This is a genomic window from Niveispirillum cyanobacteriorum, assembly GCF_002868735.1.
GTDB lineage: Bacteria > Pseudomonadota > Alphaproteobacteria > Azospirillales > Azospirillaceae > Niveispirillum > Niveispirillum cyanobacteriorum.
In genome coordinates this window covers 3321261-3342795 of record NZ_CP025611.1, presented here as the reverse complement: position 1 = coordinate 3342795, position 21535 = coordinate 3321261, and the positions used below count along the sequence as shown (strand labels likewise).

At 65.0% G+C, this 21535-nt stretch carries 24 protein-coding genes; 9 read left to right on the top strand and 15 right to left on the bottom strand.

The annotated features are described in order from the left end of the window. Nucleotides 1-84: 84 nt before the first annotated feature. Entirely contained in the window at nt 85-714 is a 630-nt protein-coding gene (locus C0V82_RS15625; RefSeq protein ID WP_158659959.1) for a 2-hydroxychromene-2-carboxylate isomerase, read from the top strand. Here C0V82_RS15625 and C0V82_RS15620 read toward each other — a convergent pair whose 3' ends face one another. Continuing rightward, nucleotides 715-1248 (bottom strand): hypothetical protein, encoded by a 534-nt coding sequence (locus tag C0V82_RS15620; protein ID WP_102113084.1) that lies wholly within the window; start codon nt 1246-1248, stop codon nt 715-717. Between the two features lie 9 nt (nt 1249-1257). Next, nucleotides 1258-1821, bottom strand: coding sequence for a hypothetical protein (locus C0V82_RS15615; RefSeq protein WP_102113083.1), 564 nt, complete (start codon nt 1819-1821; stop codon nt 1258-1260). Between the two features lie 295 nt (nt 1822-2116). On the opposite strand from C0V82_RS15615, the gene thrC reads away from it, so the two are divergent. The 3 genes from thrC to C0V82_RS15600 are packed head-to-tail and all read left to right on the top strand — an operon-like array spanning nt 2117 to nt 5496. Further along, nucleotides 2117-3526, top strand: coding sequence for a threonine synthase (gene thrC / locus C0V82_RS15610; protein WP_102113463.1), 1410 nt, complete (start codon nt 2117-2119; stop codon nt 3524-3526). A 17-nt stretch (nt 3527-3543) separates the two neighbouring features. Further along, nucleotides 3544-4827 carry a M16 family metallopeptidase gene (locus C0V82_RS15605; RefSeq protein WP_281262354.1) on the top strand — a complete coding sequence of 428 codons (1284 nt, stop codon included), beginning with the start codon at nt 3544-3546 and terminating at the stop codon, nt 4825-4827. 60 nt (nt 4828-4887) lie between these two features. Beyond that, nucleotides 4888-5496: a GNAT family N-acetyltransferase gene (locus tag C0V82_RS15600; RefSeq protein WP_102113082.1), complete on the top strand. Its 609-nt coding sequence runs from the start codon at nt 4888-4890 to the stop codon at nt 5494-5496. Nucleotides 5497-5499: 3 nt separating this feature from the next. Here C0V82_RS15600 and C0V82_RS15595 read toward each other — a convergent pair whose 3' ends face one another. The 5 genes from C0V82_RS15595 to C0V82_RS15575 are packed head-to-tail and all read right to left on the bottom strand — an operon-like array spanning nt 5500 to nt 9671. Next, nucleotides 5500-5772, bottom strand: coding sequence for a transposase (locus C0V82_RS15595; RefSeq protein WP_102113081.1), 273 nt, complete (start codon nt 5770-5772; stop codon nt 5500-5502). Between the two features lie 30 nt (nt 5773-5802). Then, entirely contained in the window at nt 5803-6975 is a 1173-nt protein-coding gene (nagA, locus tag C0V82_RS15590) for an N-acetylglucosamine-6-phosphate deacetylase (protein ID WP_102113080.1), read from the bottom strand. After that, nucleotides 6975-8015, bottom strand: coding sequence for an SIS domain-containing protein (locus C0V82_RS15585; RefSeq protein WP_102113079.1), 1041 nt, complete (start codon nt 8013-8015; stop codon nt 6975-6977). Before C0V82_RS15585 ends, nagA begins: the two co-directional genes overlap by 1 nt. A gap of 16 nt (nt 8016-8031) precedes the next feature. Beyond that, a complete protein-coding gene (locus tag C0V82_RS15580; RefSeq protein ID WP_102113078.1) occupies nt 8032-8799 on the bottom strand; it encodes a GntR family transcriptional regulator in 768 nt (255 codons plus the stop codon). Continuing rightward, nucleotides 8796-9671, bottom strand: a complete 876-nt coding sequence (locus tag C0V82_RS15575; RefSeq protein ID WP_102113077.1) for a glucosamine kinase nucleotide-binding domain-containing protein — start codon at nt 9669-9671, stop codon at nt 8796-8798. The genes C0V82_RS15580 and C0V82_RS15575 overlap by 4 nt, the downstream gene beginning before the upstream one ends. Nucleotides 9672-9815: 144 nt before the next feature. Here C0V82_RS15575 and C0V82_RS15570 point away from each other — a divergent pair, with 144 nt between their 5' ends. Further along, complete coding sequence (locus C0V82_RS15570) at nt 9816-10694, top strand: N-acetylmuramic acid 6-phosphate etherase (protein WP_102113076.1); 879 nt, start codon at nt 9816-9818, stop codon at nt 10692-10694. Between the two features lie 3 nt (nt 10695-10697). Beyond that, nucleotides 10698-11165, top strand: a complete 468-nt coding sequence (locus C0V82_RS15565) for a GNAT family N-acetyltransferase (RefSeq protein ID WP_102113075.1) — start codon at nt 10698-10700, stop codon at nt 11163-11165. Here C0V82_RS15565 and C0V82_RS15560 read toward each other — a convergent pair. Further along, nucleotides 11148-12020 carry a uracil-DNA glycosylase gene (locus tag C0V82_RS15560; RefSeq protein WP_102113074.1) on the bottom strand — a complete coding sequence of 291 codons (873 nt, stop codon included), beginning with the start codon at nt 12018-12020 and terminating at the stop codon, nt 11148-11150. The two genes, C0V82_RS15565 and C0V82_RS15560, sit on opposite strands and share 18 nt — an antisense overlap. 157 nt (nt 12021-12177) lie before the next feature. Here C0V82_RS15560 and C0V82_RS15555 point away from each other — a divergent pair, with 157 nt between their 5' ends. After that, complete coding sequence (locus tag C0V82_RS15555) at nt 12178-13839, top strand: electron transfer flavoprotein-ubiquinone oxidoreductase (RefSeq protein WP_102113461.1); 1662 nt, start codon at nt 12178-12180, stop codon at nt 13837-13839. A gap of 48 nt (nt 13840-13887) precedes the next feature. On the opposite strand, the gene C0V82_RS15550 is transcribed toward C0V82_RS15555, so the two are convergent. From C0V82_RS15550 to lspA, 7 genes are all read right to left on the bottom strand, one after another. Further along, nucleotides 13888-14151 carry a YjhX family toxin gene (locus C0V82_RS15550; RefSeq protein WP_102113073.1) on the bottom strand — a complete coding sequence of 88 codons (264 nt, stop codon included), beginning with the start codon at nt 14149-14151 and terminating at the stop codon, nt 13888-13890. 195 nt (nt 14152-14346) lie between these two features. Then, nucleotides 14347-15573 (bottom strand): molybdopterin molybdotransferase MoeA, encoded by a 1227-nt coding sequence (locus C0V82_RS15545; protein WP_102113072.1) that lies wholly within the window; start codon nt 15571-15573, stop codon nt 14347-14349. Continuing rightward, a complete protein-coding gene (gene mobB / locus C0V82_RS15540; RefSeq protein ID WP_102113071.1) occupies nt 15563-16081 on the bottom strand; it encodes a molybdopterin-guanine dinucleotide biosynthesis protein B in 519 nt (172 codons plus the stop codon). Before mobB ends, C0V82_RS15545 begins: the two co-directional genes overlap by 11 nt. A 64-nt stretch (nt 16082-16145) precedes the next feature. After that, on the bottom strand, nt 16146-17693 hold the full coding sequence (gene ubiB / locus C0V82_RS15535; protein WP_102113070.1) for a 2-polyprenylphenol 6-hydroxylase: 1548 nt from the start codon (nt 17691-17693) through the stop codon (nt 16146-16148). Nucleotides 17694-17695: 2 nt separating this feature from the next. Further along, nucleotides 17696-18499, bottom strand: a complete 804-nt coding sequence (locus C0V82_RS15530) for a class I SAM-dependent methyltransferase (protein WP_102113069.1) — start codon at nt 18497-18499, stop codon at nt 17696-17698. A 145-nt stretch (nt 18500-18644) separates the two neighbouring features. Continuing rightward, nucleotides 18645-19148: a DUF3035 domain-containing protein gene (locus C0V82_RS15525; RefSeq protein WP_102113068.1), complete on the bottom strand. Its 504-nt coding sequence runs from the start codon at nt 19146-19148 to the stop codon at nt 18645-18647. A 73-nt stretch (nt 19149-19221) separates the two neighbouring features. Continuing rightward, the gene (lspA, locus tag C0V82_RS15520; RefSeq protein WP_245924106.1) at nt 19222-19788 is read right to left on the bottom strand and encodes a signal peptidase II; all 567 of its coding nucleotides are present in this window, start codon (nt 19786-19788) and stop codon (nt 19222-19224) included. Between the two features lie 203 nt (nt 19789-19991). Here lspA and efp point away from each other — a divergent pair, with 203 nt between their 5' ends. Both efp and C0V82_RS15510 read left to right on the top strand, forming a co-directional pair. Further along, nucleotides 19992-20558 carry an elongation factor P gene (gene efp, locus C0V82_RS15515; protein ID WP_102113067.1) on the top strand — a complete coding sequence of 189 codons (567 nt, stop codon included), beginning with the start codon at nt 19992-19994 and terminating at the stop codon, nt 20556-20558. 121 nt (nt 20559-20679) lie between these two features. Beyond that, nucleotides 20680-21510 carry an inositol monophosphatase family protein gene (locus C0V82_RS15510; protein WP_102113066.1) on the top strand — a complete coding sequence of 277 codons (831 nt, stop codon included), beginning with the start codon at nt 20680-20682 and terminating at the stop codon, nt 21508-21510. The last annotated feature ends 25 nt before the right edge of the window (nt 21511-21535 follow it).

The window sequence follows — 21535 nt, the reverse complement described above, 5'->3', positions numbered from 1 at the left end:
CGCATCCCCCTTGCAAGGGCGGCTCGAGGCTGGCAAGGCTTTCCGCCACGCACCCGTCCAGCCAGCCCAGGAATGAAGGCCGCCATGCCCGGTCCCGTCACCGTCGATTTCTATTTCTCGCCCGCCAGCCCCTATGCCTATCTGGCCGGAACGCAGATGATGAAGCTGCAGATCGAAACGGGCTGCCGGGTGGACTGGTACCCCGTGTCGGCCCGCGCCATCATCAAGGCCGCCGGATATGATGTAGAACAGGCGGTGCCGCATTCGGGACAGTTCCGGCCCGAATACCGCCGCACCGATCTGGCGCGCTTTGCCAAGCTCTATGGCGTACCGCTGCGTGACTACAAGGACGTAGTGATGCCCAACCCGCCGCGTCTGGCGCTGGCTTGCGTGGCTGCCCGCCGCTTCGACGCGGGGCAGGTCTTTGCCCGCGCTCTGATGAAGGCCATCTTTGTGGATGGGGTCAGCCCGGCTGATGACGCACTGTGCATCAAGATTGCCAACGACACCGCGGGCATCGAACCGCACCTGTTCCAGCCCACGCTGGACGATCCAGAGACGGCCCGCATCCAGGATGGCTATGTCGAGGCGGCCGTGGCTGCCGGCTGTTTCGGGGTGCCCAGCTTTGTCGTCAACGGTACCGAGATGGTGTTCGGCAATGACCGGCTGGCCCTGCTGCGCCAAGCGGTGCTGGAGGCGAAGGCGGCAACCTAACTATACCATTGCCGGGTCGCCATTCCGGTTGGCGACCGGCGGCGGGGCGGGGAACACGGCAATGATGGAATAGCCCTGTTCGGCCCCATACCGCTTTTCCACCTTGGCGCGGGCGGCGTGTTCGTCGGGCGCCCAGACGCGGAACCGGCGCTGCCCATCCCAGGGCGGGCCGTGGCGGCCGACGGAAACGGTCGGCGCCTCCACCGTGACATGCCAGCCGGCATCGGCGGGCCCGCGCTTTTCATCCAGAACGAAGGTGCGGTTGGCGGGGTGGGCGAGACGCAGCAACTCCCCCTCCACCTGGCTGATTTCCTCAATCAGGTGATCGACGTTGCGCTGCTGGTTGCGCACCTCCCGGCCCAAGGTCAGGCTTTCACGGCCCGCCACGCGCAACCGTTCCACCTGCTGCTGTTTCTTGTTGACCAGTTGAGTGACGCGGCGACGCGTGTCGCGGACACGGCGCATGGATTGTTCCAGCGCCATGGCAAAGGCTACCGCCACGATCATCACCACCAGCATGATGGGACCGGTCATGACAGGTCCTCAGCCCGCCACCGCGGCGTCCGCCGTGGGTGCAGCACTTTCCAGCGTGATGTTCAGCAGGGAAAAGCCCAGCGGCATGGGGAAGATGCGCCCCGCGTCGCGCTTGGCATCAGACAGGTTATCGGCCCAGATCTCGATCACCTGTGGATTGGCCCATTCCATGTCCAGGGTCGGGTGACGTTTGCGGTCGGTCAGGGCCTGTTGCACCTGCCGGTTCACCATCCAGGCCCGGAACTTCAACAGGGCCTGCCCCTCCGGCCCGACGATGCGCACGGGCGCATTCGCCTCCCGCCGTGCATCAACCAGAGCCTTTTCCTGAAGGAAGCGGCGGCGGCGCAGTTCGGCCAGTTCAGATTGCAACTGGGTCAGCCGCGCCTTGCGGTCGCTGCGGCGCAGGTCGAACTTCGCCTCCAGCAGGGACCGGCGCGGCAAGACTTCCTCAATCCGCTTCAGGTCATGACCGGACTGCAGGGAGCTTTCGGCATAGCGGCCCATAAGATAGGTAAAGAGATAGGCACCTAAGCCCATCACCATCCCCATCATCAAGGCCTGCGTCCACCCCATCGCCCCCGCACTCCTCTTTGTCTGCGCAATAAATATGCAACCGTTGGGTTCAGACTCTATCAAGCATTTAAGATAAACGTTCGCGGTCGTGAAGGAAACCGTTGATCCGATACCACCTAAGCCCAGGGCTGCGACAAGATGAATAGAGTGCGCCTACCGCTTTTGGTGGTGCCCCGCCCGGTCGGGGCAGGCATGAGCCAATGACACAACGCGATCGGCCCCGTCCCCTTGCGGCCTGTGGCTGCCCTGGCTAGGGTACGCGCCCTGAAGATTGCCGCATCGGGTCGAGGTAAAGGTGTCCTATATCAGCACGCGCGGCCAGGCGCCCGCCCTGGCGTTCGACGATGTCCTGCTGGCGGGTCTGGCCCGTGACGGCGGCCTTTACGTCCCGGCGGCATGGCCGAAGCTGACCCCGGATGATCTGCGCCGTTTCCGTGGCTTGTCCTATGCGGAACTGGCGGTCGAGGTCATGCTGCCCTTCCTGGGCGGCACCATCGACCGGGCGGACTTCACAAAGCTGGTGAACGCCGCCTATGGCACGTTTCAGCATAAGGCGGTCGTGCCGCTGACCCAGATCGACAGCAATGCCTGGATGATGGAGCTGTTCCACGGCCCCACGCTGGCCTTCAAGGATGTGGCGCTACAGCTGCTGGGGCAACTGTTCGACCATCTCCTGGCCAAGAAGGACAGCCGCGTCACCATCGTTGGTGCCACCAGTGGCGATACGGGCTCGGCGGCCATTGAGGCCTGCCGCGACCGTGAGCGTGTCGATATCGTCATCTTGCACCCGCATAACCGCACCTCGGAGGTGCAGCGCCGGCAGATGACGACGGTCCTGTCGTCCAATGTGCACAACGTCGCCTTGGAAGGCACGTTTGACGATTGCCAGGACGCCGTGAAGGCGATGTTCAACGATCAGCCGTTCCGCGATGCGTTGAACCTGTCGGCGGTCAATTCCATCAACTGGGCCCGCATCATGGCCCAGATCGTCTATTACGTGGCAGCTGCCGTCGCCATGGGCGCGCCGGACCGTGAAGTGGCCTTTGCCGTGCCCACCGGCAATTTCGGCAATGTCTATGCCGCCTATGCCGCGCGCCAGATGGGCGTGCCGGTGGCAAAGCTGATCGTCGGCACGAACGAGAATGATATCCTGGCCCGCTTCTTCGCCTCGGGCGAGATGAAGGCCGATGGCGTGGTGCCAACCCTGTCGCCGTCGATGGATATCCAGGTTTCCAGCAATTTCGAACGCCTGCTGTTCGATCTGATGGACCGCGATGGTGCCGCCGTGGCCCAGTGCATGGCCGGTTTCCGCGAAACGGGCCGGTTTGAGGTCAGCCAGGGGCAGTTGGCGCGCGTGCGGGAGCTGTTTGCCGGTTACCGCTGCGATACCGAACAGACCCTGGATGTCATGCGCGACGCCTATGCCGGCTCTGGCTATCTGGTCGATCCGCACAGTGCCGTGGGTGTGGCCGCCGCCCGCCATGCCGGACTGGACAGGTCGATCCCCGTGATCGTCATGGGTACCGCCCACCCCGCCAAGTTCCCCGATGCCGTGGAAAAGGCGACCGGCGTGCGCCCGCCCCTGCCGCGCCATCTGGCTGACCTGTACGAACGGCCCGAACGACTGGATATCCTTCCCAACGATATCCAGATATTGAAGGACTATGTGCGTGCCCGCGCCCGGGTCGCAAAGCAGCAAGCCTGAAACGGAACAGAGATTACGTGAGCAACAGCTTCCCCGCCGCCCCCGGCACCCGCGTTACCACCCTTCCCAACGGCCTGCGTGTGGCCACCGATGCCATGCCCCATGTCGAGACCGTATCGGTCGGCATCTGGTTCGGCGTTGGCAGCCGGCATGAACCGCTGGCCGCCAACGGGGTGGCGCATCTGGTTGAACATATGCTGTTCAAGGGCACGCCGACCCGCGACGCCTTCGCCATTTCGGCAGAGATCGAAAATGTCGGCGGCCATCTGAACGCCTATACCAGCCGCGAACAGACCTGCTACTACGCCAAGGTCCTGAAGGAGGATCTGGGTCTGGCCCTGGGCATCCTGGCCGACATGGTGCAGAATCCGTTGTTCGACGAAGGGGAACTGGCTAAGGAACGCCAGGTCATTTTGCAGGAAATCGGTCAGGCCGAAGATACGCCCGACGACATCGTTTATGACCATTTCCTGGCCACCGCCTTCCCGAAACAGCGTCTGGGCCGCCCCGTTCTGGGCACCTCGGACGTGGTGGAAAGCCTGCCGCGCGCGGCGATGGTGGATTATGTGACGGGTCGGTACGTACCTGCCAACATGGTGGTGGCCGCCGCCGGCAATATCACCCATGAACAGGTGGTCGAACTGGCCGCGCGGCTTTTCACCTATCCAGCCGCGGGTGACGTGACGGGGGCCGAGCAGGCCCTCTATCACGGGGGTGAGTTCCGGGAGGAGCGTGACCTGGAACAGGTGCATGTACTGCTGGGCTTTGACGGGGTTTCGAACAATAGCCCCGACCTGCACGCCGCCATGGTCCTGTCCACCCTGCTGGGTGGCGGCATGTCGTCTCGCCTGTTCCAGGAAGTACGGGAAAAGCGCGGGCTGGTCTATTCGATCCACAGTTTCAACTGGTCCATGGCTGACAGCGGCGTGTTCGGCATCTATGCCGGCACCGGCTCCGACAGCACCGCCGAACTGATCCCCGTGATCTGTGAGGAGGTGCGCAAGCTGGCGGGCACCCTGACGACCGATGAACTAGTCCGTGCCAAGGCACAGCTGAAAGCCAGTCAGTTGATGGGCCTGGAAAGCACCACCAACCGCGCCGAACAGCTGGGCTCGCAACTGCTGACCTATGGCCGCGTCATCCCGCCCGCCGAAACGGTGGCAAAGCTGGATGCCGTCGATCTGGCCGCCGTCGCCGCCTGCGCGGAACGCATGTTCGGCAGCAAGCCGACCTTGACGGCCCTGGGTCCGCTGGACGGTCTGGAAAGCCTGGACAGCGTGACAAGCCGTCTGGCGGCCTGACGCGATCACGCTTAAAGTACCGACAAACAACAAACCGCGAACCGGGGGGCCAGGAACAGGATGATCCGTTTGATCCCTGACGGTCTATTAAGCCCCCCGCCCTTGCGCGTTGACGGTCCCAATGTCTTCATCCGTCCCGCTCAGCCGCGCGACTGGAAACAATGGGCCGAAATCCGGGAAGCCAGCCGGGAGTTCCTGGTGCCATGGGAACCGACCTGGCCGCCCGACGCCCTGACCCAGACGGCGTTCAACCGCCGTCTGCGCCGTCAGGCCGCCGAATGGCGCGATGATGAGACCTACAGTTTCTTGACCTTCGAACAGCGCAGCGAACTGGTGGTGGGTGGTATCGGCCTCACTAATGTCCGGCGCGGCGTGGCGCAGATGGGGTCCATGGGCTATTGGGTGGGCCGCCCCTATGCCCGGCGCGGCTATACCTCAGAGGCGGCACGCCTGATGCTGTCCTTCGCCTTCGGGCAGCTTGGCCTGCACCGGGTGGAAGCGGCGTGCCTACCCACCAACCAGGCCAGCAGCGGCGTGCTGGAGAAGGTCGGCTTCACCAAGGAAGGCTATGCGCGGGCCTATCTGCGCATCAATGACAAATGGGCCGACCACATCCTCTACGCCATCCTGCGCGACGATTGGGCCGCCGGACTGCATGAGCGGGGATAGGTTTTACGCCGCCACCGCCGTGTCCGCCCTGTATCCTGCGCGCAGCAGGTCGGCCAGACGCCGGCGCAACTCGGCATTCTCCCGCTCCAGCTGTTCCAGGCGGCGTACCATGGCCGGCTTTTCGCCCGCCTGATCCTGGCGCCAGCGGTAATAGGTGACACGGGTGACGCCCAATTCGCGGGCGATATCCACGATCTTGTAGCCTTCATTCAGCAGCGCGTCGGCCAAGGCCAGCTTCTGTTCCACCTCTTCGGCGGTGTAACGACGCTTCAACATGCCCCTACTCCCTGATTGGTGGTCTTTGATTTAATCGGCGGCATCCCGCCACTGCCCGGCGACCCAGGTGCCGGTAACCGTCAAATCACTGTCCAGCAGCACGATATCCGCCTGCCATCCCGCCTGGAGGCGACCCAAGCGGTGCTCCAGATGCAGGAAACGCGCGGGATAGAGCGAGGCCATGCGCAGCGCCTCCTCCACATCCACGCCCATCAGACGGATGGCGTTGCGCACCGCCTGCGCCATGTCGATATCGGCCCCAGCCAGCGTGCCGTCATCGGTGACCAGACGCCCATCGCGGCGATGGATAGTCTGGCCGTATAGCTGGAAACTGGTCGCATCGGTCCCCGTCGGCGGCATCGCGTCGGTGACCAGCATCAACCCGCCCGGCCCCTTGGCCGCCAGCGCCAGACGCAGCATGGCGGGATGCACATGCACCCCGTCGGCAATGATACCGCAGACGGTATCGCGCGCCGCCAGGGCAGCCCCTGCAATGCCCGGCTCCCGGTTGGCCAGCGGCGGCATGGCGTTGAACAGGTGGGTAAATCCGGTCAGGCCAGCATCGACCGCCGCCATGGTCTGGGCAAAGCTGGCGGCTGAATGCGCACCAGCCACGATCACCCCCGCCGCCACCAGCCGCGCGATCTCCGCTGCTGCCACCCGGTCGGGTGCCAGTGACAGCAGCACGCGGGCATCATGCGCACCGAACCGGTCGGGCAGCCCTTCCAGGAAATCCAGGTCCCCTTCGCTGGCCGGGCGCACATGATCCAGATTGTGGACGCCGCGCCGTTCCGGCGTCAGGAACGGGCCTTCCAGATGCACGCCGATGACACCGGACCCGATGACACCGCTGGCCGATGCCGCCGCCATGGCCGCCGCCTGCATCCCTTCCACCCGGTCGGTGATGAAGGTCGGCAACAGGGCTGTGGTACCGAACCGGCGATGGGCACGCGCAATGGCCAGGGCGGCCTCACGCGTCGGTGTATCGTTGAACAGCACCCCGCCGCCGCCATTGACCTGTGTATCGATGAAACCGGGCGCCAGCAGCATGTCGGACGACAGATGCCGCACCGCCACGCCGGCGGGTGCCGTGGAACCGGGTGGCAGAACCGCCGCCAGCCGTTCCCCCTGGATCAGGAGATCGGCATCGATGGTGCGTGTGCCGGTAAAGACCCGCGCGCCGGTCAGCAGGGTGCCTGTCATCACACCGTCTCCGTCACCTTGCGCAGGTTGGCGGGCACGTCGGGGTTTAGCCCCCGGCGCTGTGATACCGTGTGGATGGCCATGTAGAAGCTCTGCACCGCCGCCAGCGGCGCCAGCTCCGGGGCCAGGGCGGGCACCGATGGCAGCGGGATCACGCCCTTCACGCCGTCATCGCTGCTGAAGACCGGTGCCCCGAGCTCGACGCAGCGGGCAATGGCCGCGCGCGTCGCCTCTGCCGTCGCATCATTCTGGTTGATGGCCAGCACGGGGAAGTCGGGACCGACCAGGGCCAGCGGCCCATGGATCACCTCCGCCGCGCTGAACGCCTCGGCATGCAGGCGGCAGGTTTCCTTGCATTTCAGGGCCATTTCCATGATGGCGCCCGTGCCCACGCCGCGCCCGATAACATACAGGCCGGTCTTGTCCGTGAGGTTCAGCAGGGCCGGCGTCCAATCCAGTTCCGCTGCCGCCGACAGGGCCGCCGGGGCCTGCGACGCGGTGCGGCGCAGAGCGTCATCATCCTTCCATTCCGCCACCATGGACAGGAAGGCAAAGCAGGCCGTCAGATAGGATTTGGTGGCAGCCACACTGATTTCCGGCCCCGCGCAGAGCGGGATGAACAGGTCGGCGGCCTCTGCCAGCGGCGATGTCTCGTCATTCACGAAGGCCACGACATAGGCCCCGCCCTTCTTGGCGGCGGCGGCCAGACGCAGCAGGTCGGGGCTGCGCCCGCTCTGCGATACCGCCACGAACAGGGCGCCGTCGACCTTCAGGTCGGTATTGTAAAGCGACACGACCGACGGACCGACCGACGCGACCGGCAGGCCCAGATGGGTTTCGATCAGGTACTTGCCATAGGTGGCGGCATGGTCGGAACTGCCGCGCGCGCAGGTGACCACCAGCGACGGGTTCAGTTCCCGCAGCTTCGTCCCCAGAACGCTGAACAGGGGGCCACAGCGCTCGATCTGGCGCCGAATGGCGGATGCACTTTCCGCCGCTTCCACGGCCATCTTGGTGCTGGTGCTGTCGGGCTTGGTCATGGTCAGTCTCAAAACATCACGGGTTGGGCGGAGCGTTCAGGTTCAGCTCCACAATGAAATCGTAGGCATCGCCCCGGTACTGGCTGCGCACGAATTCCAGCGGGCGGCCATTTTCAAGGAAGCTGCGGCGTTCGATGAACAAAGCCGGCGTGCCTTCGGGCACGTGCAGGATGCCGGCCTGATCGGGGTTCAGCAGGCCGGCGGACAGGCGCTGCAAGGCGCGGTGCGGCGGATATCCCAACCCGCGCAGCACATCATACAGCGATCCGGTGACCAGCAGAGGGTCGGGCAGGATGCGGGCCGGCACCACCGACAGCTCAATGGCCATCGGCGCCTCATCGGCCAGACGCAGACGCCACAACCGGCTGACCTTCTCCCCCAGGGCCAGACCCAGCACCATGGCCTCTTCCGGGCTGGCCGGGGCGACCGTGCGTGACAGCCAGCGCGATGACGGCTCCAGCCCGCGTGACCGCATGTCTTCGGAAAAGCCAGTCAGGGCCGACAGCGGCTGTTCCACATGCGGGGCCTTGGCCACGAACGTGCCGGCGCGCGGGCGCTGATGCAGCAGGCCTTCATCGACCAGCGCCTGCACTGCCTTGCGCACCGTCACGCGGGATACCGCAAACCCTTCGGCCAGATCGCGTTCGGCGGGCAGCGCATCCTCGACCGCCAAGGTCCCGTCGCTGATCAACCGTTTCAGATGCCGGGCCAGTTGCATGTAAAGCGGCAGGGGGCTGTCCGCCGACAATGCCGCCCCATCGAACAAGGGTTCGGTCACGCTCATGCACCACCCGCCCGCATGGCCAGCAGCACCCCGCCCGCCATGGCATCGCCCTTGGGTGCCGTCAGCACGCCGCGCACCCAGGGCGGCATCCAGTCCAGCAGCACCGGCCCCAGCCCACCCATCAGGCAAATGGCGGGCGCGCCCAGTTCCAGCAGGCGGCGGATATGCATGACCAGATGATCCGCCTGCTCCCGTACCAGCCGTTCGGCCAACACATCACCCTTGCGGGCATGATCCAGCACCAACGGGGCCAGGGTGCCATAATCCCCCGGCCGGGCCGGGCCGACCCAGGCCACGACCGAAGGCGGGTCACCGCCCAGCGCCGCCATTACGGCCCGCGTCAAATCCGTGTGCGGCCCCATGCCGTCATGGCCCAGAAGGGCAGCCCTCACCGCGTCGCGCCCCATCGACGCGCCGGAGCCCAGGTCCGACACCTCAAACCCCCAGCCGCCAATCCCGCGCCCCACGCCGTTCACAATGATCTGCGCCGCACTGCCCGTCCCGGAAATCAAGATGCCGCCATCGGCGCCGGCATGGGCACCCAGACAGGCCGTATAGGCATCCGTGTCGGACAGGATGCCGGCGAACGTCACCGGCGCGCTGCCCGCCACCCGCTTCTGATCGGCCTCATTGGTGATGCCGGCCAGACCCAGACCGATATAGGTGGTGGACAGAACCTCCCGCCCCAGCCCCGCCTGCGCCAGGGCGGCATCGACGGCCTCCATAATCGCATTCCAGGCGACATCCAGGCCCAGGCGGATATTGGCGGCCCCACCCACACCCTCGCCCAGCGTGCGCCCGCCCGCATCGGCCAGCCGCGCCCGGCAGCGCGTGCCGCCACCATCAATGCCCAGGAACAGGGGAGAGGTCATGAAGGCTTCTCTTGGTCTCTATCCAATTGCTAACAGGTACGATACCAGATAAATACCAGATGACAATATCCCAAGCCATACTTGGCGATCAAATCTTCATCTGGTATGGTCACAACGTCATTCTAACAAGACCAGAGACAGGACATGTCCGCGACGGAGAGGGTGGGCCAACGCTTCCAGGGGCTGGATCAATGGTCCACGCCTGACATTCTGGAGGCGTTGTGGGGCGGGCAAGCGCGGGCCGTGTCGGCCTGCATGGCCACCCTACCGGCCCTGGGCCGGGCCGTGGATGAGGCTGCGGCGAGAATCGGCTCCGACGGCCGCCTGATCTATGTTGGCGCCGGATCATCGGCGGTGCTGGCGGCCCTGGACGGGCTGGAACTGCCCGGCACCTTCAGCTTCCCCCTGACGCGGGTGGAACTGGTCCTGGCCGGAATCGGCGATCTGCGGCAAGGGTTCGATGGGGCGGTGGAAGATGCGGGCGATGCCGGGGCCGAACGTGTCCGGGCACTCTCCCCCGGCCCCGGCGACATTGTCATCGGCGTCTCGGCCAGCGGGCGCAGCGCGTTCACCGTCGGCGCGCTGGACGTGGCACGGGCAGCGGGTGCCGTGACCATCGGCATTGCCAGCAACGACGGCTCCCCCCTGCTGCTGGCCGCCGAACACCCGTTATTTGTGGATAGCGGGGAGGAGGTGATTGCCGGTTCCACCCGGCTGGCCGCCGGCACGGCGCAGAAACTGCTCCTGAACCTGCTCTCCACGGCCCTGATGGTCCGCCTCGGCGGGGTGTACGGGAACCTGATGGTCAACCTGCAGGTCAATAATGTGAAGCTGCAGGCCCGCGCGCTGGACATCCTGCGACAGATCACGGGGGCTGATAGCGATAGGGCGGCAAAGGCACTTGCCGATTGCGACGGTGCCTTGAAACCGGCGGTGCTCGTCCTGCTGCGTGGCCTGTCGCCCGATGCGGCCCGCGCAGCCCTGACGGCGGCTTGTGACAATCTGCGCAACGCGTTGGGTTAACCCATGGACCTGCTCGTCAAGCTCTACGCCCTGCCCCAGGGTCCCGAGCCTTTGCCACCCGGCATCACTCTGCGCCGCGCCCTGGCACCGGAGGCGGCGGTGATCCTGCCCTGGATCGCGGCCCGATTTGGGGAGGGCTGGCGGGCGGAGGCCAGCGCGGCCCTGTCCGCCTGCCCTACCCGCATCCATATCGCCCATAACGATGCCGGCACCCTGCTGGGTTTCGCCTGCCATGACGTGACCGCGCGCGGCCTGTTCGGCCCCACGGGCGTGGATGAACAGGCGCGGGGGACCGGCCTGGGCAAGGCGCTGCTTCTGGCCAGCCTGCGCGCCATGGCCGCCGATGGTTACGCCTATGCCGTCATCGGCGGGGCGGGTCCGGTGGAATTCTACCAGAAGGCCGTGGGTGCCGTGCCCATTGAGGGATCGGAACCCGGCCTTTACCGCGGAATGCTACGTGCCACCGTCTAGCCGCACCTTCAGTGCCAGCAGATCCTTCCACGCCTCCCGCTTGGCATCGGGATTGCGCAGCAGATAGGCGGGGTGGAGCATCGGCATCGCGGCTACTGATTTCTTCAGCCCGGCACTGCCATAATCGAACCAGCGACCGCGCAGGCGGGTGATGCCCTCCGTCCGGTTCAACATGGCCTTGGCCGAAATGCCGCCGGCAAAGATCAGGATGTCGGGTGCCATCAACTCGATATGCCGCACCATGAAGGGCATGCAGGCAGCAATCTCGCTGTCGGTCGGGCTGCGGTTGCCGGGTGGGCGCCAGGGCAGCATGTTGGTGATATAGACGGCCTTGGCCGGATCATCGGCATGCCGGTCCAGCCCGATAGCCCCCAGCATGCGGTCCAGCAACTGTCCCGCCGGCCCAACAAAGGGCAGGCCCTGCCGGTCCTCATTCTCCCCCGGCGCTTCGCCGATCAGCATGATCCGCGCCTGCCGGCTGCCCATCCCGAAGACCAGATTGGTGGCCGTTTTCTTCAGGGCGCAGCCCTCAAAGGCGGCCAGCGCCTCCTTCAGCTCATCCAGGCTCTGCGCCGCAGACGCCGCAACCCTTGCCGACTGCCCGGCCTCTGCCGCCCCCAATGGGCCGGGATCGGCGGGGCGCGCCGCGAGCGGCGGCACATTTTGTCGCGGGGCCGGTTGGGGCGCTGCGCCCCCCGCTGCCGGCCGGACGGGTGCAGGTGACGCTACGGCACTTTGGGTGCGCGGACGCGGTGACAGGGCCGACCAATCGGTCGGCTCCTCCCCGATCACCTCATCAACCCCACAATCCAGCAGGAACCGCAGGGCGGAGACGGATTCGACGACGCCAATCATGGTTTGACCCTACCACCGGCCTATGCTGTCTTAACAGCGTCGTAGAGGATCGGCCCCGCTGGACGGGCCGGCAGCGGCGCGGCGACTGGATTATACGGGCCTGCAAAAAAGGCACGAACGGTCGAAAGGCGCGCTGAAAACAAGCGGTGGGATGGGTATGGAACGCGAATCGATGGAATATGATGTCGTGATCGTCGGCGCAGGCCCCTCGGGCCTGTCTGCGGCGATCCGGCTGAAGCAGCTGGCGGCGGAAAAGGGCCAGGAGGTCAGTGTCTGCGTGCTGGAAAAGGGCTCGGAAGTGGGTGCCCACATCCTGTCGGGCAATGTCATCGACCCCCGCGCCCTGAACGAGCTGATCCCGGACTGGAAGGAAAAGGGCGCGCCGCTGAACACGCCCGTCACCGACGACCGGTTCTATATCCTGTCGGACAAGGGCGGCATCCGCGTGCCCAACTTCCTGCTGCCGCCCTTGATGCATAATGATGGCAATTACGCCATCAGCCTGGGCAATCTCTGTCGCTGGCTGGCCGGTCAGGCTGAAGAACTGGGCGTGGAAATCTATCCCGGCTTCGCCGCCGCCGAGGTTTTGTTCCATGAGGATGGCAGTGTGAAGGGTGTCGCCACGGGCGATATGGGCATCGGCAAGGATGGGGAGCCGACGCATAATTTCACCCCCGGCATGGAACTGCATGGCAAATACACCTTCTTTGCCGAAGGCGTGCGCGGCAACCTGTCCAAGCAACTGATGGAAAAGTTCGACCTGCGGTCGGACTGCGACGTGCAGAAATACGGCATCGGCATCAAGGAACTGTGGCAGATCGACCCCGAAAAGCATCAGCAGGGTCTGGTCATCCACACCCAGGGCTGGCCGCTGGACAGCAGCACGGCCGGCGGTTCGTGGATGTACCATCTGGAAGACAACCAGGTTTCCATCGGCTTCGTGGTGAACCTGGATTACGCCAACCCGCATCTGTCGCCGTTTGAGGAATTCCAGCGCTTCAAGCAGCACCCGTTCGTGCGCAAGTATCTGGAGGGCGGCAAGCGCCTCTCCTATGGTGCGCGCGCCATCAATGAGGGCGGGTTGCAGTCGGTGCCGAAGCTGACCTTCCCCGGCGGCGCGCTGATCGGCTGCTCCGCCGGCTTCGTCAACGTGCCCCGCATCAAGGGCACCCACAATGCCATGAAGACCGGCATGCTGGCCGCCGAGGCCGCCTTTGACAAGCTGGCCGCCGGTATCGGCAGCGGCGACACGCTGTCGGCCTACGAGGCAAGCTGGAAGGATAGCTGGGTCTATGAGGACCTGTTCAAGGTCCGCAATGTCAAGCCGGGCCTCAAGGCCGGGCTGCTGCTGGGCAATCTGCATGGCGGCATTCAGATGTGGGCGCATGATCTGGGCCTGGGCAAGTTCCTGCCCTACACCCTGCACCACACCAAGGCTGACCATGAAAGCCTGACACCGGCTAACATGGCCAAGAAGATCAAGTATCCCAAGCCCGATGGGGTGATCAGCTTCGATCGGCTGTCCTCGGTGTTCATCTCCAACACCAACCACGAGGAAAACCAGCCGGCACACCTGAAGCTGAAGGACCCGTCGATCCCGATTGAGCATAACCTCCCCAATTACGACGAGCCGGCCCAGCGCTACTGCCCCGCCGGTGTGTATGAGGTGGTGCGCGACGACAACGGCCAGCATCCGCGCTTCGTGATCAATGCGCAGAACTGCGTCCATTGCAAAACCTGCGACATCAAGGACCCGCTCCAGAACATTACCTGGACGGTGCCGGAGGGCGGCGGGGGTCCGAATTACCCGAATATGTGACGGGCAAGAAAAGCCCCGGTGCTGGAAACGGCACCGGGGCTTTTCATTTCAGCGGTTATCCAGTTGCGACCTGACCGCCGCCAGACCGTCGCGCGTGATGCGATATGGCCCACCGTTTCGCGATGCGATCAGGCGGCGCGCCTTCAGCTTGCGGAACACCGGCAGGGTGCAATCCACCAGCAGCCAGCCTTCACGTGTCAGGCATTCCACGGCCTGCACATCGCGATAATCGGCCTCGTTCCGGATCAGGTTGATGCGGCCACCCTGGGCCAGCGCGTGCAGCGTCCGCTGCTCCGGCTTTGAGATATTCATGATGGGGATGTCGTCGTCCGTTCAGCAGAAGGGCTGACGCAGCCATACGCGACCACCGGCAAAACGCGCGGCGGGGAATGGACTTATGCGAAGACTGACCGGCCACAGGCGGCGGGTCAGCGGATGACGACAATCCCGGACATCAAAGCTCCTATTGAAGCGATGGTCGGAACATATCCGAATGCGGATTTATTATCAAGCCCCCAACATCCCCAACGGCAACACCCGCACCGGGTCCCCTGGCTTCACCGCCGTCACCTCTTCCCCCAGTTCTGCCAGCGCATCGGCGCGGGTCAGGCGGGCCAGCATGGCGGCTCCTTCCGCCGGGTCGGCATGGGCCACACCGTCCGGCCCGATGGTGACCCGCAGATATTCCCGCCGCCCTGCCTTCTTGGCATGCGCAAAGCCGGCGGGGGCGGTCAAGAACGGTATGGGCGTGGGCACCGCCCCCGACAGAAGGTCGATCAAGGGTCGGACTAGGACCAGAAAGCTGACCAGCATGGCCACAGGATTGCCAGGCAACCCGGCAAAGGCCGTGCGCCCGACATGGCCCAGCGCCAGCGGCTTGCCGGGTTTCAGGGCCAGTTTCCACAGGTCCAGCCCGCCCAGCGTCATCACCGCCGCCTTCACATGATCGGCCTCCCCGGCCGACACGCCGCCGGAGGTGAGGATCAGGTCATGGCCAGGGGCAGCACCCGCCAAGGCTGCGCGGATCACGTCTTCATCATCGGCCAGAATGCCCAGGTCGGTGACGGTACAGCCCAAGTGCAACAGCAGCGCCGACAGCAAAGGCCGGTTGGCATCGTAAATGCCGCCGGGCGCCAGCGCCTGCCCCGGCGCCGTCACCTCATCCCCCGTCGAAAACAGCGCCACCCGCAGGGGCCGGCACACTGTCAGGGTGTCTAGTCCCAGCGCCGCCGCCAGCCCGATATCCTGTGGCCGCAGCCGCCGCCCTACGGGCAAGGCCACCTGCCCGGCCTTCACATCCTCCCCCCGCCGCCGCACATTGGTGCCGGGAGACAGGCCGGCGGGCAGGTGGACAAGGGTACCCTCGACCCGCACCTCCTCCTGCATCACCACGACATCCAGGCCGCCGGGCACCGACGCGCCGGTTAAGATGCGCATGGCCGTGCCGGGCGGTGGGGCGGCAACGGGGGTGCCGCCGGCAAAGAGCGTACCCGCCACCGGTAGCGCCCGACCCAGGTCGTCGGCGCGCACGGCATAGCCATCCATTGCGGCATTATCAAAGGGCGGCAGGTCCAGCCCACTGACCACATCCGCCGCCAACACCCGGCCCAACGCCCCGGCCAACGGCAATTGTTCCGGCTCCGCAACAGAATGAAACTGCGCGGCGATCAGGGTCAGCGCTTCCGCCACGGTCAGAATTTTTGATCCGGTATCAAAACAATCACTATCCGCCATGCCCCACCCCGATGGTGCGCAGGATCAGGTCGGCCACCGCCTCCACGTCGCCCAGATCCAGCACAGGCAGGGGGCAGTCGGGCAGTGTCACATCGCTGGCCACCGCCACGATACGTGGATCATCGGGCCACAGTGGCGGCTTGCCATTGGACGGGCGATGCACCTCCAGCTTGGGGTGCGCGTCGCGCTTGAAGCCTTCGACCAGGATGACATCGACGGGGGAGAGTTTGGCGACCAGATTGGCCAGACTTGGCTCTGGCCCGCCCCGGTTCTCATGCATCAGGGCCCAACGGTTGGCCGATGCCACCAGCACCTCCTGCGCGCCCGCCATACGGTGGACATAGCTGTCCTTGCCCGGCTGATCGATATCGAAGGCGTGGTGGGCATGTTTAATGGTGGCGACCCTCAACCCCCGGGCGGCCAAAGCCGGGATCAACCGCGCCATCAGCGTGGTCTTGCCACTGCCACTCCACCCGGCCAGCCCGAACAGGTTTGGAGGAAGCCCCATGATCCACACCCCGATGCGTCACCGGTGAGACTGTAACGCGGATTAGGCGAAGCTGTAATCCGCGTTACGACAGCGCCACGCCCAGCGCCACCGCCGCCAGCAGCAGCGCCGCCCAGCCCAGCCGCCGCCAGCGCCGGCCTTCTCGCTCCCTCACCGCCGCCAGGGCCGCAACCGAATCGGGATGCAGGCGCAAACCGCCACCCTCAGCCAGCATATTGGCGGTGCGTTCCAGGTCGCGAACCAAGGTCGGCAGACGCCGGGCAATGCCGGCGACATTAGACAGAAGGTCGGCGATCCGCGCCTCTGGCCCCCGGTTCTCGATCATCCAGCGTTCGATCAGGGGCCGGGAAAGGTCCCACATATTAACATGCGGGTTCAGGACGCGGCCCATGCCTTCCGCCGTCAGCATGCTTTTTTGCAGCAGCAGCAATTGCGGCTGCGTCTCCATCTGGAACTTCTCCGTCACCGCGAAAAGCTGGGCCAGCAGCCGGCCCACGGAAATGTCGGACAAAGGCCGGCCATGCAGCGGCTCCCCGATGGACCGGACCGCCTGCTTGAACAGTTCCTGATCTTGGCTGGCCGGCACGAAACCGGCATCGAAATGCACCTTGGCGACCAGATCATAATCGCGGTTCAAGAACCCGATCAGCATATCGGCCAGATACAGACGCGTCTGCCGGTCGATGCGGCCCATGATGCCGAAATCCACGGCGACCAGCCGTCCTTGCGGCGTCACGAACATATTGCCAGGATGCATGTCGGCATGGAAAAAGCCGTCACGGAACACCTGATTGAAAAAAGCATCCGCCGCATGGGCCAGCAACTGATCGGTCTGCAAGCCGGATGCCCGGATTTCCTCCACCTTGTCGATGGAAAAGCCGATGATGCGTTCCTGCGTCATCACACGCTTGGCCGTGCGGTCCCAATCGATGCTGGGCACGCCGAAGGTCGCATCGCCCGTGAAATTCCCGGCCAGCTCTGACGCCGCCGCCGCTTCCATCCGCAGGTCCATTTCCAGGGCCACGGTGCGGGCAAACGTCTCCACCACCGCCACGGGCTTCAGGCGTTTCAGTTTGGGCTGCACCCGCACCGCCCAGTCGGCCAGCCACAGCAGCAGGTCGATATCCTGCTGAAACGCCTGCTCGATGCCGGGGCGCAGCACCTTGACGGCGACCAGCCGCCCGTCGGGCGTCTCGGCGAAATGCACCTGCGCGATGCTGGCCGCCGCCACCGCCTGATCATCGAACCGGGCATAAAGCTCGGTAATGGGTCGCTCCAGCTCCGCCTCAATGATGGCGCGGGCGGCATCACCGGAAAAGGCGGGCAGCCGGTCGCGCAGTTCGGCCAGATCATTGGCCACATCCTCGCCCACCAGATCGGCGCGGATAGACAGGACCTGACCCAGCTTGATGAAGCTGGGGCCCAGCGCCTGCAACGCTGCCGCCAGCCGCTGACCGGGTCGCCCCGGCGCCTTATTACGGTTGCCCAGCGACAGGATGAAGGCCAGGAACGGCGCACTGTCGCGGAACAGATCGACCGGCAACGCCCCATGGCGGCCCAGCGTGCGACCGATGCTGACCATGCGGCCCAGATTGCGAAGCGCGCGCAGCATCCTTAGACGCGCCAGCCGGAATGAATACAGGCGATCCCACCCGACAGGTTGCGCGCCTTGGCGCCGGTAAAGCCCGCCGCCTCAATCCGGTGGCACAAGGCCTGCTGTTCGGGGAAGCGGCGGATGCTTTCCACCAGATACTGATAGCTGTCCTTGTCGCCCGCCACCAACTGGCCCAGGCGCGGCAGCAGGTGGAAGGAATAGCCGTCATAGATGTCCCGCAGGACGGGAATCACGACATGGCTGAATTCCAGACAGAAGAACCGCCCGCCGGGCTTCAGCACGCGCCGCGCCTCGGCCAGGGCCTTGTCGATACGCGTCACATTGCGCAGGCCGAAGGCGATCGTGTAGGCATCCATGGACCGCGACGGGAACGGCAGATCCTCGGCATTGCCCACGGTCCAGTCGATGCCCGACAGCATGCCGCCATCCAGACCCCGGTCGCGCCCCACCCGCACCATCGATTCGGTCAGGTCGCAGACGGTGACATTGGCCCCCGGCGCTTGGCGTTTCAGGCGAAAGGCGATGTCGCCCGTACCGCCGGCCACATCCAGCAGCGCCTCACCATCGCGCGGGCGGACCAGATCGACGAAGGCGTCCTTCCACAACCGGTGGACACCCATCGACATCAGGTCGTTCATCAGATCGTATTTGCCGGCCACACTGCCGAACACGCCCTGGACCAGGGATGCCTTTTCGGTCGGGTCAATTTCCCGATAACCGAAGAAACGCCCTTCCTCCCCGGCGGGGGGCCTGGGGGGCGTGCCTGTGGCGGCGGCGGGTCGGGTCGTGTTCGCGTCGGTCATGGCCGGAACATAGGCCGGACAGCGCCCCTTGGGAAGCGGGCGCGATGCCGCGCATCAACATGTTTGGGTTGCCCGAACCCACAAATCACAATGCCCCGCCGGTTGGGCGGGGCATTGGCTCAATCAACTGTGACGGTGACCAAACTTACTTGCCGGTCTCGCGCGTCGTGGACAGCGCGCCACCGGGCGGGGGCAGCACTTCCGGGTTCTGTTCGTCCTTCCAGAACATCAGCTTGTCCAGGAAGGTCGGGCTGCCGACCACCACGCCCGGATTCTCCCGGTCGATGATGGCGCGGATATCGGGGCTGGCACCGTCTGCACCGGCCTGGGCCAGCAGGGCGCCTTCGCCGCTGGTCTGCTTCGGATTGGTACGCGGATCGACCAGGGCGGCCGAGCCGGCGCCACTGGCGCCGAACACGCTGGACTGCGAACGGGTGTCGCGTTCCATTTCCTGCGGGCGCGGGCTGCCCGGCTGCGGCGGACGCAGCGAGAAGTCGGGCGGCACCTCCAGCGGGGCGCGCGACACGACCATGAACTCATCCGGCGCGTCATGGCCGCCAAACAGGCCACAGCCCGACAGCAGGCCGCCCATCATCAGGACGGTGATGGCCGGAACGGCCGCCTTGCGCACTTGCTTCAACACAACCATGGTCCGATCCGTACCCTTTGAACGAGGAGCAGAGTCTAACAGAGGCCGACCCGCGCGATTGCCGGTTCGCACTCTAACGCCGCTCGTCGCCGGAGAACAGCCCGTCGATCAACAACAGGCCCACCCCAACCACGATGCAGCAATCCGCCACGTTGAATGCCGGCCAGTGCCAGCCTGCGACGTGAAAGTCAAGGAAATCGGCGACGGCCCCGAAGCGGAACCGGTCGATGACATTGCCGATGGCGCCGCCAACGACCATGCCGGTGGCCAGCGCCACCAGACCCCGATCGTTGTGGCGGTTCCACCAGAGTAGCGCGCCACAGATGGCGACAGCCAGCAGGCTGAGCGCGAACGGCATCAGATCATGCTGGCTGTAGAACATTGAGAAGCTGACACCGAAGTTCCAGGCCACCACCATATTGAAGAAGCCCGTGACCTCGATGAAGGGGGAGTTGACGGCGCATTCCGGCCCCGCTGGCCCCGACAGACAGGGCAGCAGGCTGGTCAGCACCCATTGTTTGGTCACCTGATCCAGGACCAGCGCCACCAGCGCCACGATGCCGGTGACCAGCCGCAACTTGCGCACCAGCGCCGCGTTCATCACCCCTTCACCCGCCACCATCATCCATCCGTGCCGCACATCATCTTTCCCGCTGCCTTATACCCTAAACACGGCGGAAAGGCGGCAAATGGTCGGGTGATGTGTTAAAATTCCGTCCTGCGGCCCTTGCACGGCCCGCCGGTTGCCTATGCGGCGGGCGGGGACACTGGCCATTTGCCTGTTGAGAGGCAACCTGTTAGGTTCCGCGCCGCTCGATTCCTATAAAGTTTGAGAAGCCTGTCATGAAGGTCAATGCGAACACCATGCGCAAGGGTCACATCCTTGAGCATAACGGCCGTCTCTATGTGATCACCGGCACCCAGATTGTGCAGCCCGGCAAGGGCGGCGCCTTCATCCAGTTGGAAATGAAGGACGTCAAGACCGGCAACAAGAATATCGAGCGCTTCCGCACCGGCGAAGCCGTGGAACGCGCCCGTCTGGACGATCACGAGATGACGTTCCTGTTCGCTGAAGACGACAATTACACCTTCATGGACAAGGAAACCTTTGAACAGGTGACCATCTCCGGCGACATCATCGGCGACGGCAAGATCTTCCTGGCCGACGGCATGGAAGTCGTGGTGCAGTCCTTCGAAGGCGCGCCCCTGTCGGTCGAACTGCCGCAGTCCGTGGTCCTGCTGATCACCGAGGCTGACCCGGTGGTGAAGGGCCAGACGGCCTCTTCCTCCTACAAGCCCGCCGTTCTGGAAAATGGTGCCCGCGTCATGGTCCCGCCCCATATCGAGGCTGGCACCAAGATCGTCGTGAACATCGAAACCGGCGAGTACATGGAACGCTTCAAGGACTGATTAGTCCTGCGGCCTTCCGCTTTCATTGGGACGCCCGCGCGGGTTTCAACGCGCGGGCGTTTCGCTTTTAATAGGCGGGAATTGATCCCGCAGTTTCTTCGTCATTGTGGAGTGTTCGACCATGGCAGCCCGTTCGGCCATCCTGAACGTCATGACCCGTGCGGCCGAGAAGGCCGGCAAGGCCATCCTGCGCGATTTCGGCGAGGTCGAGCATTTGCAGGTGTCCCGCAAGGGTCCGTCCGACTTCGTGTCCGCCGCCGACCAGAAGGCGGAGCGCATTGTGCGTGAGGAGTTGCAGAAGGCGCGGCCCGATTTCGGCCTGCTGCTGGAAGAAACCGGTGAGATCAAGGGCAAGGACGCCTCCCACCGTTTCATCGTCGATCCACTGGACGGCACAACCAACTTCCTGCACGGCCTGCCGCACTGGGCCATCTCCATCGCGCTGGAGCGTGAGGGCGAGATCATTGCCGGCGTCGTCTACGAACCCGTGCATGACGAAATGTTCTGGGCCGAAAAGGGTGCGGGCGCCTTCCTCAACCATACCCGCCTGCGCGTGTCCTCGCGTCGTCAGTTGGCCGACAGCCTGATCGCCACGGGCATCCCCTTCCGCGGCCATGGCAATGCGCCCGTGTTCTTGCAGCAGTTGGAGGCCCTGATGGGCCAGGTGGCGGGTATCCGCCGCTGGGGTGCGGCCTCGCTCGACCTCGCCTATACCGCCGCTGGTCGCTTTGATGGTTTCTTCGAAGCCGACCTGAAGCCCTGGGACATGGCCGCCGGCCTGCTGCTGGTCACCGAAGCCGGTGGTTTCGTCAGCGAGATCGGCCCCGGCAAGAGCCCGCTGGCTAGCGGTTCCATCCTGGCCGCCAATGCCAACCTGCATTCCCATCTGGCCGTCGTCCTGCGCAACGCTGGCAAGCCCAAGGTGGCCCCGGCGGAAAAGCCGAAGGCCTGACACAAGCCTATCCCTCAAAAGCCCC

What these genes read in the sequence shown, in the direction of transcription:
- C0V82_RS15550 (WP_102113073.1), bottom strand. Translation starts at nt 14,151, where the DNA reads ATGAATATCTCAAAGCCGGAGCAGCGGACGCTGCACGCGCTGGCCCAG.
- C0V82_RS15580 (WP_102113078.1), bottom strand. Translation starts at nt 8,799, where the DNA reads ATGAGCGTGACCGAACCCTTGTTCGATGGGGCGGCATTGTCGGCGGAC.
- C0V82_RS15625 (WP_158659959.1), top strand. Translation starts at nt 85, where the DNA reads ATGCCCGGTCCCGTCACCGTCGATTTCTATTTCTCGCCCGCCAGCCCC.
- C0V82_RS15510 (WP_102113066.1), top strand. Translation starts at nt 20,680, where the DNA reads ATGGCAGCCCGTTCGGCCATCCTGAACGTCATGACCCGTGCGGCCGAG.
- C0V82_RS15570 (WP_102113076.1), top strand. Translation starts at nt 9,816, where the DNA reads ATGTCCGCGACGGAGAGGGTGGGCCAACGCTTCCAGGGGCTGGATCAA.
- C0V82_RS15620 (WP_102113084.1), bottom strand. Translation starts at nt 1,248, where the DNA reads ATGACCGGTCCCATCATGCTGGTGGTGATGATCGTGGCGGTAGCCTTT.
- C0V82_RS15600 (WP_102113082.1), top strand. Translation starts at nt 4,888, where the DNA reads ATGATCCGTTTGATCCCTGACGGTCTATTAAGCCCCCCGCCCTTGCGC.
- C0V82_RS15615 (WP_102113083.1), bottom strand. Translation starts at nt 1,821, where the DNA reads ATGGGGTGGACGCAGGCCTTGATGATGGGGATGGTGATGGGCTTAGGT.
- C0V82_RS15565 (WP_102113075.1), top strand. Translation starts at nt 10,698, where the DNA reads ATGGACCTGCTCGTCAAGCTCTACGCCCTGCCCCAGGGTCCCGAGCCT.
- C0V82_RS15560 (WP_102113074.1), bottom strand. Translation starts at nt 12,020, where the DNA reads ATGATTGGCGTCGTCGAATCCGTCTCCGCCCTGCGGTTCCTGCTGGAT.
- C0V82_RS15575 (WP_102113077.1), bottom strand. Translation starts at nt 9,671, where the DNA reads ATGACCTCTCCCCTGTTCCTGGGCATTGATGGTGGCGGCACGCGCTGC.
- C0V82_RS15555 (WP_102113461.1), top strand. Translation starts at nt 12,178, where the DNA reads ATGGAACGCGAATCGATGGAATATGATGTCGTGATCGTCGGCGCAGGC.
- C0V82_RS15530 (WP_102113069.1), bottom strand. Translation starts at nt 18,499, where the DNA reads ATGACCGACGCGAACACGACCCGACCCGCCGCCGCCACAGGCACGCCC.
- C0V82_RS15525 (WP_102113068.1), bottom strand. Translation starts at nt 19,148, where the DNA reads ATGGTTGTGTTGAAGCAAGTGCGCAAGGCGGCCGTTCCGGCCATCACC.
- C0V82_RS15585 (WP_102113079.1), bottom strand. Translation starts at nt 8,015, where the DNA reads ATGACCAAGCCCGACAGCACCAGCACCAAGATGGCCGTGGAAGCGGCG.
- C0V82_RS15595 (WP_102113081.1), bottom strand. Translation starts at nt 5,772, where the DNA reads ATGTTGAAGCGTCGTTACACCGCCGAAGAGGTGGAACAGAAGCTGGCC.
- mobB (WP_102113071.1), bottom strand. Translation starts at nt 16,081, where the DNA reads ATGGGGCTTCCTCCAAACCTGTTCGGGCTGGCCGGGTGGAGTGGCAGT.
- nagA (WP_102113080.1), bottom strand. Translation starts at nt 6,975, where the DNA reads ATGACAGGCACCCTGCTGACCGGCGCGCGGGTCTTTACCGGCACACGC.
- C0V82_RS15545 (WP_102113072.1), bottom strand. Translation starts at nt 15,573, where the DNA reads ATGGCGGATAGTGATTGTTTTGATACCGGATCAAAAATTCTGACCGTG.
- efp (WP_102113067.1), top strand. Translation starts at nt 19,992, where the DNA reads ATGAAGGTCAATGCGAACACCATGCGCAAGGGTCACATCCTTGAGCAT.
- ubiB (WP_102113070.1), bottom strand. Translation starts at nt 17,693, where the DNA reads ATGCTGCGCGCGCTTCGCAATCTGGGCCGCATGGTCAGCATCGGTCGC.